Below are 8978 nucleotides of genomic sequence, written 5' to 3' on the forward strand. Positions count from 1 at the left end.
ATAGGCTGACCGGGTGAGTATCGAGATCGCCAACGAGTCGGGCATCGACGTGCCCGAAGAAGATCTGGTCAGTGTCGCGCGCTTCGTGATCACCCGGATGGATGTGCACCCCGCCGCGGAGCTGTCGATGGTGCTCGTCGATCTCGACACCATGGCGGACCTGCACATGCGCTGGATGGACCTACCCGGGCCGACCGACGTCATGTCCTTCCCGATGGACGAGCTGGAGCCGGGCGGTCGCCCCGACAGCCCTGAGCCCGGACCATCCATGCTCGGCGACATCGTGCTGTGCCCCGAGTTCGCCGCGGGCCAGGCCCGCAAGGCAGGCCACTCGCTCGACCACGAACTCGCGCTGCTCACCGTGCACGGCGTGCTCCACCTGCTCGGCTACGACCACGCCGAGCCGGAGGAGGAGAAGGAGATGTTCGCGCTGCAGGCCACGCTGCTCGAAGAGTGGTACGAGAGCCTGCGCGAGGCACAGCGGCGGGCCGAGCTCGCCGCCCGGGACGCCAGGCTGCTGGGGAAGGCGGGCTTCACCACACCTGGTGACGCATTAGGACCCGCGTGAATTCGCTGACCCTGATCGTGCTCGCCGTCCTGCTCGTCCCGGTCGGTGGGCTGTTCGCGGGCATCGACTCCGCGCTGAACACCATCTCGCCCGCTCGCGTCGACGACCTGGTGCGGGCCGACCGGCCCGGCGCGGTGCGGCTGACCACGATCGTCGCAGACCGCGCCCGCTACGTGAATCTCATGGTGCTGCTGCGCATTCTGTGCGAGATCGGCGCCACCGTGCTGCTGGCCGCGGGCTTGATCACGATCTGGGAGGACGACTGGGCGCTGCTGGTCACCGCCCTCGTCATGGTGCTGGTGTCCTACGTGGTGATCGGGGTCGGCCCGCGCACCCTCGGCCGCCAGCACGCCTACTCGATCGCGCTGGCCGCGGCGGTGCCGTTGCAGTTCATCGGCGCGCTGCTCGGCCCGCTCAGCCGGCTGCTGATCCTGCTCGGCAACGCCATCACGCCTGGTAAGGGTTTCCGTAACGGCCCGTTCGCCTCCGAGATCGAGCTGCGCGAGGTGGTCGAGATGGCCAGCGAGCGCGGCGTGGTGGCCGACGAGGAACGCCGAATGATCCAGTCCGTCTTCGAACTCGGCGACACCGCCGCCCGCGCGGTGATGGTGCCGCGCACCGAGATGGTCTGGATCGAGGCGAACAAGACTGCGGCGCAGGCGATGTCGCTCGCGGTGCGCTCCGGCCACTCCCGCATTCCGGTGATCGGCGAGAACGTCGACGACATCCTCGGCGTGGTGTACCTGAAAGACCTTGTGCCGTATGCGGAACGGGGCCGCAAGGTGCTGGTGCGCGAGGTGATGCGCCCCGCCGTGTTCATGCCCGACTCCAAGCCGCTGGACAGCCTGCTCGACGAGATGCAGCGCAGACGCAATCACATGGCGCTGCTCGTCGACGAGTACGGCGGCATCGCCGGGCTGGTGACCATCGAGGACGTGCTCGAGGAGATCGTCGGCGAGATCGCCGACGAGTACGACACCGACGAGACCCCGCCCATCGAGGACCTCGGCGACGGCCGCTACCGCGTGTCCGCGCGGCTGCCCGTGGAGGACCTCGGCGACCTCTACGGCCTCGACATCGAGGAGGAGGACGTCGACACCGTCGGCGGGCTGATGGCGCACGAGCTCGGCCGGGTGCCGCTGCCCGGGTCCAAGGTCGAGGTGCACGGGCTGATGTTGCGCGGCGAGGGCGGCGCGGACGCGCGCGGCCGGGTGCGGGTGCACACCGTGGTGGTGCGCAAGGTGAAGGACGCCGACGGCGAGCAGACGAACGACGAACGCAGAGGCAATGGCGCGGATCGAGAGACCGCGACCAGTCGACAAGAGGACGGAGACACCGAATGACCGAATTGGATCCCGAGGACAACAAACTGCTGGTGCTCGCGCGCGGGGCGATGGGCCGCACGGGCGGCGCCAGCGGCGCGGCGGTGCGCGACACCGACGGACGCACCTACGCCGCGGGCGAGGTGGGCCTGACCGCGCTGCGGCTGACCGCCTTGCAGTCGGCGGTCGCGGCGGCGATCTCCAGTGGCGCAGCGGGATTCGAGGCGGCCGTAGTGGTCTGCGGGCGGCTGTCGGACTTCGGCGTCGCTGCGGTGCGCGAGGTGTCGCCCGCCGCCAAGATCATCTTCACCGACCGGGACGGGGCGGTGTTCGAGATCGTCGACGACTCGGCGATCTCCGTCGACGCGGCCCCCGCTAGCGAGGTGAGCGGTGGCTGACCGCGAATTCCGTTCGGGCTTCGTGTGTTTCGTCGGCCGGCCGAACACCGGCAAGTCGACGCTCACCAATGCCCTGGTGGGGCAGAAGATCGCGATCACCTCCTCGCGGCCGCAGACCACCAGGCACACCATCCGCGGCATCGTGCACCGCGACCACGCCCAGTTGATCCTCGTCGACACCCCCGGCCTGCACCGGCCGCGTACGCTGCTCGGTCAGCGGCTGAACGACCTTGTGCGCGATACGTATTCGGAGGTCGACGTGATCGCGCTGTGCGTGCCCGCCGACGAGAAGATCGGCCCCGGCGACAAGTGGATCGTGCAGCAGATCAAGCAGATGGCGCCCAAGACCACGGTGCTCGGCGTGGTGACCAAGATCGACAAGGTGGGTCGCGACCAGGTCGCCGAGCAACTGCTCGCGCTGTCGCAACTGCTCGGCCCCGAGGCCGACGTGGTGCCGGTCTCGGCGGTCAAGGGCGAGCAGGTCGAGGTGCTCGTCGACGTCATCGCGTCGAAAATGCCTGAGGGGCCGGCCTTCTACCCCGACGGTGAGCTCACCGACGAGCCGGAGGAGACCCTCATGGCCGAGCTCATTCGCGAGGCGGCGCTCGAGGGTGTGCGCGACGAACTGCCGCACTCGCTGGCCGTGGTGATCGAGGAGGTGCTGCCGTACGAGGAGCGGGAAGACATGCTTGATGTGCACGCGATCTTGTATGTGGAACGGCCGAGTCAGAAATCGATCATCATCGGTAAGGGTGGGTCTCGGCTCAAAGAGGTCGGTACCAATGCGCGGCATCAGATCGAGCACATTCTCGGGACGCGGATTTATTTGAATCTGCACGTGAAGGTGGCGAAGGATTGGCAGCGGGATCCGAAGCAGTTGGGGAAGTTGGGGTTCTAGGGTTTCAGGGTTCGAGCAGCTCGGCATGCCCGACACGAAGGAACACGAGGTCGGCCTACAGCCCCATCGCCTCGGACGGCACCCGGTAGCCGTCGACGGTTACGAACAACCGCCGCGGCGCTTGGGGCCGGGGGATGGATGACAGACGGATCAGGCGTCCATTCGTTCCGGTGCACTTGGTCAGCGAGATAGTTTCCAGCAGGGGTAGGTCGTCCAGCGGCGCGAGGTCGTCCGGTAATGCGACTCCTGTCAATTCCAGCGATCGCAGGCGGGGCACCGTGGCGATCAGTGCCGGGAGGGCGTCGGTGAGGTCGCATTTGGTCAGCGTCAGCCGTTCGAGCCCGGGCGCTCGCCCGACCGCGACGAGCGCGGCGGGCGAGCCGTTGCCGCCCAACTTCAGGTCGCTCAATCCGTGCTCCACCACGAAACGCAGGTCGTAATCCGCGGGGACGAACCTAAGTCCGAGCCCGTGCAGGTGTGTCGGCAGCGACGCGGCGGACAACTGCGGCAGTGAGTTCCAGCCGACCACATGCAGTAAGCGCAGGCCGGAGTAGGTGGCCAGCGTATCCAAGCCGCTGAGCACCGCTTGATCGTCGCTCGTGCCGAGTATCAGCTCGCGCAAGCAGTCGGGGTTGCACGAATCGGCCAGCGCCGCAATGTCATTCGCGCCGGTCAGGCGCGTCAGGCTAAGAATGGGTGTGGCCGGTGGCTTATCGGTCTTCAGCTTGTCGATGGAGGTGGGAAAGTCCACGATCACGATGCCAAGGTTGCCGAGCCCGGCGATCGACCGCCACAGTCGTGGCCGCGACAGTATGACTGGCACGCTCAACTCAGGCGGGAAGCTAGCGAGTACCGAGTCGGCGTACTCGACCGGATCGTAGTACTCCCAGGTGTGAACGATTTCCTGCTGTATGTCCGCTCGGCGGTCTTCGGTATAGCCGGCCAGCAAGCGCAGCGAGGGCGCTCCGCCGATGAGCGCCACCGATTGTACGGTCGCCCGCGCGCTCACATCCGGTATGTCATCGAGTTTCTTCGGCAGAAACCGCAGCAGCGGCTCCCCGACCGCCACGAGCGAGATGACCTCGTCGATCTCGTGCGGGGGGACCAGCTCCGCGATCGTCTCGTCCAGCCGATCGGCCAGCTGGTCGGAGAGCGACTCGATCGTCTCCAGACAGGAGACGGCCAGTAGCCGCAGGCTGCGCGCGTTGCGGTCGTCGTCCTCGGCGCGATCGAGGATCCCGGTGATGAGCTCTCTGCGCTGGCTGCTGTTGGCATGGCCTGCCGCCATGATGACCGTGTCGCGCCACACGTCCATGTGCGCGCGCCCGACGAGATTGCCCATGCGATCCTGCGCGGCGGCCTCGGCGGCCGCGAGGTATTCCTGAAAAGTCCGGTGCACGAAGTCGATTCGGCCCTCGGCGGACGAGCGCAGAATGCCCGATCTATTGAGCAGATATTCCAGCACGTCGTGCGGGTCGACCTCGATGTGGCGCATGGACGCGATCTTGGCGGCCACGTAGCCCTCGGCTTTGTCGGTGTCGATCTCGGTGAGATTGTTGTCCGTCAGCCGCCACGCCAGATCGCGGAGCATGGCGACCTTGTCCGTCAGACTGAGCGAAACCCGTTGCGCGCTGGGGATATTGCGCTCCGCATCGCGGCGCTGGACGAGAAGTTCGACCGCGATCTGGTACAGCTCCATGCGATTGCGCGGAAGCTGTCGTCTGCGCCGCAGATGCAAGGAGCACAGCATCGCCGCGAGAAGCGGGTTGGCCGCCAGCGCGTGCATGTGTGGACGGTCCTGAACGCTTGCTATGAGCGCGCGTTCATAGTCGGGCAGTTCCGCCGGCGCGCAGGGCAGCCGTTGCCCGCTCGCGCCGACGGCCTGATGCCATTGGTGGATGAAGGCGTTGAGGTCCGCGGGGGTCATTCGTTCCAGCTCGATCGGCGCGAAATCGGCGGTGTCGAGCCAGTCGTGTTGGGCGGCGGTCGGACGGGAGGTCACTATCAGCCGGGTGTGCGGGTAAGCATGGAGCAGGACGCTGATCCACTCCCGGACCTTGCCGCGGTCGGCGGGCACGAGTTCGTCCACACCATCGATCAGCAGCAGAACCTTGCCGTCCGCGAGTCGTCGGTCTATCCAGGCCTTGGGCATGTGGCTGGTCAGGGGTCCCGCCGCGTCATCGAGCAACTCATGGAGTTTGGGCAGGTCGCGTGCCGCATAGCTGCGCAACCTGAGCAGCACGGGGACGAGGCCGTTCCAGGAGGCCAGTTCGCCGGTGAAGGACGCACGGGCCGCCGTGATGGCCAACCAGCGCAGCAGCGTGGTCTTGCCCGATCCCGCTTCGCCGCGAATGAGGATGCGGGACTTACGGCTCAATGCCGACTCGACTCGTCGGCCGCCGGACGTGTGCTCGTCGGCCCGTCTCGCTCCGGTGTGGCTCGGCGCGAGGTCTTCCGGTGTGATGCGGCTTCCGTCCCCCATGGTCGGATAGGACTCACTGGCGACTCGGAGGCTGACGTAAGCGACGGAAAGCTTTGTGCGCAAAGGCTGCTCGACGGCGAAACTGAACAGCTCGACCTCATCGAGCGTTCGACTGATCAGCTCCAGATACTCGCGGCGGAACGCGGAATCGTGGTCGCTGCCGTCCGGGGCGTAGAGCGAGCGCTTCGGGAGGCGTTCGAGGACCTGGGTGACCTCGTTGCCCAATACGTCTACGCGACTGAGGAGTTCGGCGACCGCACGCTCGGTGAACACGGGCAGGTGCCGAACTATCTGGACGTAGCAATCGCAGGATTCCGCGATCAGTTGGTCGTAGAGCGCCGTTCCCGCAGCGCTGAGTCCGATCGGTGGTGTCGCCTCCAAGCGGATCCGACGGGACAACTGCGCCGGGTCGGCGTTCGAGGCGAAGATGGCGGCGTCGGAGAGGTCGGCCTGCTCGAAGGTGCGTACGACCGCGTCGATGACGGCGGTGTGCTCGCCCTCGTCCATGCCGCGAAACTCGTGGGCGAGCATGGGTTCCAGACGCTCGGCGACCGCGTCGGCGATCTGGCCGAACTGGCGTTGGACGCTGCGCTGGTGCCGTAGGCCGGGAATGTAGCGCCGGATCAGTCCGTCCATGTCGGAGCGCCGGTCCTGATCACCCTGCTGCTTGGCCAGCAGCAGATGCGCCGCACGGCCGACCAGCGCGGTACCCAGCCGCACCGCAACGAGTTCCGCGCTCATGGTCCCCCTTGTTCAAGGTCTGCACTGTTCGATCGCACGCCGTGGTCCTCGATGATGCCACCGTCCTCGGACACATCGAGCGGACCGCCGGAAACGGTGCGGTAGCCGGTGGTCGGGGACGTGTTGCGGCAGTAGACGATCTTTCGGCGCACCGTTCGTGCCGCGCATACCAACTCGCCGACCTCCATCGCCGTACCGGGCGTCTCGGACGGTCGCTCGTCATGCGATATCAGAAGGTGTGCGGGGTGTGACCGCGGGACCCGACCGTGATGCGGCGTCGATCGGCTGCGGCAGCCTATGGTCAGGCCGCGTTGCGGCGCTCGGCACGCTTTCGAGGCCGCGCATATCAATCCGCTGTGCAAACAGGCGTGCGGGAGGTGTGCGCGTGCGATCGCCGCACGCGAGCGTGCTGCGGCGTCGATCGGCTACGGCAGCCGGTGGTCAGGGCGGCGTTGCCGCAGTGCGGCACACCTTTGATGCCACGCAAACGACTTGCCCGCAAAGACGCGTACTGCCATCAGAAGATGTGCGGGTGCGATCGCCGCATGAGGCCGCCGCTGACCTCGTCGGCCGTCGCGGCGTGGTAGGAGGCGGCGACCTCAAGGCCCGGCACGGTGTGCATGCGCGGGGGAGCATTCTCTCGAGACCATGCTCACGCAGCTTCGCGGGCCTCGACTAGTACCTCCGGATCCCGAAGACAGGCGCAGGGAAGTCCTGCTCGCTGGATGTGACCGACTGTGCTGCGGCGTCGTTCGGCTTCGGTAGCCGGTGGTCAGGCAGCGTTGGAAAATCGTGCGGGATCGCCGTTTCCAGCGGACTCGACCCCGAGTGACGGTGCCGCTGCCGTATTCAGCTTCGGTTGCGCGGCAAGTACTTCAGTGAGTCAACCACCATGGCTCGGGACGTTCGCGCTCCCAGTGCAGCTCCGACTGCAACTGTGCCGCAACGGAAATCAGTAGCGGCTCTGTCGAATTGGTGCCCATCAGTTGCGCGCCGATCGGCAGGCCGGTCTCGGTGAAACCGGCGGGAACATTCACGCTCGGCCAGCCGAGCACATTCCACGGCCAGGTGTAGGGGCAGGCCGCGGTGATGAGGTTGTTGGTGGCGTGGACGCCGATGCCGTCGATGTCCTCGGCGCGCGGCGGGGGTGTCGCGGTGGTGGGGGCGAGGACGAGATCGTAGTCGTGGAAGAACGTGCCGATGCGCTTGTGCAGCAACGGTTCCGCGCGGCGGGCGGCGAAAAGCGCGGGGCCGTCGAGGAGCCGGCCGAGCCGGGTGTTGGCGATCGTGCGTGGATCCACTTGCGCGCCGGGAAGTTTCTGATGCGCCAGGCGGATGCCTGCCATCGATCGCGGCAGGAAGGACGCGCCGATCAGCAGTCCGTAGTGCAGGTCGGCGACGGTCACGGTGTGGCCGAGCTTGCGCAGCGTGTCGCCGATGCGGCGTACGGCGGCGGCGACTTCGGGGTCCAGTGCGGTCCTCGTCGCGGTGAACGGGGTGCGCAACGATAGCGCGATGCGCAGTTTCCCTGGATCGCGGCCGACGGCGTCGGCGGCGGAAATCGGTGCGGGAGTGTGTAAATCGCCTTCGTGCGGACCGGCGGCGATATCGAGCAGCAGGGCGGCGTCGGCGACGGTGCGGGCCAGTGGTCCGTTGACGGTGAGACCGTAGAACGCCTCGGCGTGCGGCCAGGTGGAGATCCGCCCGCGCTGCGGTTTGATACCGACGAGATTGGTCCACGACGCGGGGATGCGAATGGAGCCCGCGCCGTCGGAACCCAGTGCGGCGGGCACCAATCCGGCCGCGACCGCCGCCGACGAACCGCCGGAGGAGCCGCCCGGCGTGTGCTCGGCGGACCACGGATTGCGGGTGTGCCCGAAGGCGGCCGAACTGGTGAACGGCAACTGCCCGAGCTCACACGTATTGGTCTTGCCGACGATCACCGCCCCGGCCGCGCGCAACCGCCGAACCGCTTCGGCGTCTTCGGTTTTGGGCGCGAAGCTGCCGCCGCACCCGAACGCCGTCGGCTCGCCGGCCATATCGGTGTCGTCCTTCACCGCGATCGGCACGCCAAGCAGCGGCAGCCGCTCGCCCGCCGCGAGCCGCCGGTCGGCCTCCGCCGCCTCGTCGAGCGCCCGCTCACGGCGCACGATCCGGAACGCGTTGAGCGTGGACTGCGACGCGTCGATGCGATCCAGAGCCGCACCGACGGCGGCGACGGAACTGATCGCGCCCCGCGCCAGGGCTGCGGCATGCTCCGCCAGTCCGAGGTCACCGGCTCGAGTCTCGGTCTGCCGAGTGCGGTCCGTCATATGAGCTCCGTCTCGTCGCGTTTCCGCAAAACCGTAGCGCGCAACTGGTCAAGCGACTAGTTCGCCTCCGCGCCTCGGGTTATGCGCCCTCGTGCAAAGGGCCTCCACTTGCGTGCCGTGTGCCGTGTGCCGTGTGCCGTGTGCCGTGTGCCGTGTGCCGTGTGCCGGGGTGCTGGGTGTCGCGTGCCGGGTGCCGGGTGCCGGGTGCTGGGTGTCGCGTGCCGGGTGCTGGGTGTCGCGTGCCGCGTGCCGCGTGC

Annotated in this window: 7 protein-coding genes; 4 read left to right on the plus strand and 3 right to left on the minus strand. The window is 67.5% G+C overall.

Going from position 1 to position 8978, the window contains the following annotated elements; translation table 11 throughout:
• Positions 1–13 precede the first annotated feature (13 nt).
• From ybeY to era, 4 genes are read left to right on the plus strand one after another with little or no spacing between them, the layout of a single operon-like run.
• Positions 14–568 (plus strand): rRNA maturation RNase YbeY, encoded by a 555-nt coding sequence (ybeY, locus tag ON39_RS09330; RefSeq protein WP_040732959.1) that lies wholly within the window; start codon positions 14–16, stop codon positions 566–568.
• On the plus strand, positions 565–1911 hold the full coding sequence (locus ON39_RS09335) for a hemolysin family protein (protein ID WP_040732960.1): 1347 nt from the start codon (positions 565–567) through the stop codon (positions 1909–1911). The genes ybeY and ON39_RS09335 overlap by 4 nt, the downstream gene beginning before the upstream one ends.
• Positions 1908–2288 (plus strand): cytidine deaminase-like protein, encoded by a 381-nt coding sequence (locus ON39_RS09340; protein ID WP_040732961.1) that lies wholly within the window; start codon positions 1908–1910, stop codon positions 2286–2288. The genes ON39_RS09335 and ON39_RS09340 overlap by 4 nt, the downstream gene beginning before the upstream one ends.
• The gene (gene era / locus ON39_RS09345; protein ID WP_040732962.1) at positions 2281–3186 is read left to right on the plus strand and encodes a GTPase Era; all 906 of its coding nucleotides are present in this window, start codon (positions 2281–2283) and stop codon (positions 3184–3186) included. The genes ON39_RS09340 and era overlap by 8 nt, the downstream gene beginning before the upstream one ends.
• 55 nt (positions 3187–3241) lie before the next feature.
• On the opposite strand, the gene ON39_RS09350 is transcribed toward era, so the two are convergent.
• The 3 genes from ON39_RS09350 to ON39_RS09360 form a co-directional block, all read right to left on the minus strand.
• Entirely contained in the window at positions 3242–6409 is a 3168-nt protein-coding gene (locus ON39_RS09350; RefSeq protein WP_040732963.1) for an NACHT domain-containing protein, read from the minus strand.
• Positions 6406–6597, minus strand: coding sequence for a hypothetical protein (locus tag ON39_RS09355; protein WP_040732964.1), 192 nt, complete (start codon positions 6595–6597; stop codon positions 6406–6408). The genes ON39_RS09350 and ON39_RS09355 overlap by 4 nt, the downstream gene beginning before the upstream one ends.
• 687 nt (positions 6598–7284) lie before the next feature.
• Entirely contained in the window at positions 7285–8721 is a 1437-nt protein-coding gene (locus tag ON39_RS09360; RefSeq protein WP_040732965.1) for an amidase, read from the minus strand.
• Positions 8722–8978: the final 257 nt, after the last annotated feature.

Source organism: Nocardia tenerifensis NBRC 101015 (genome assembly GCF_000308715.1).
Taxonomy (GTDB): domain Bacteria; phylum Actinomycetota; class Actinomycetes; order Mycobacteriales; family Mycobacteriaceae; genus Nocardia; species Nocardia tenerifensis.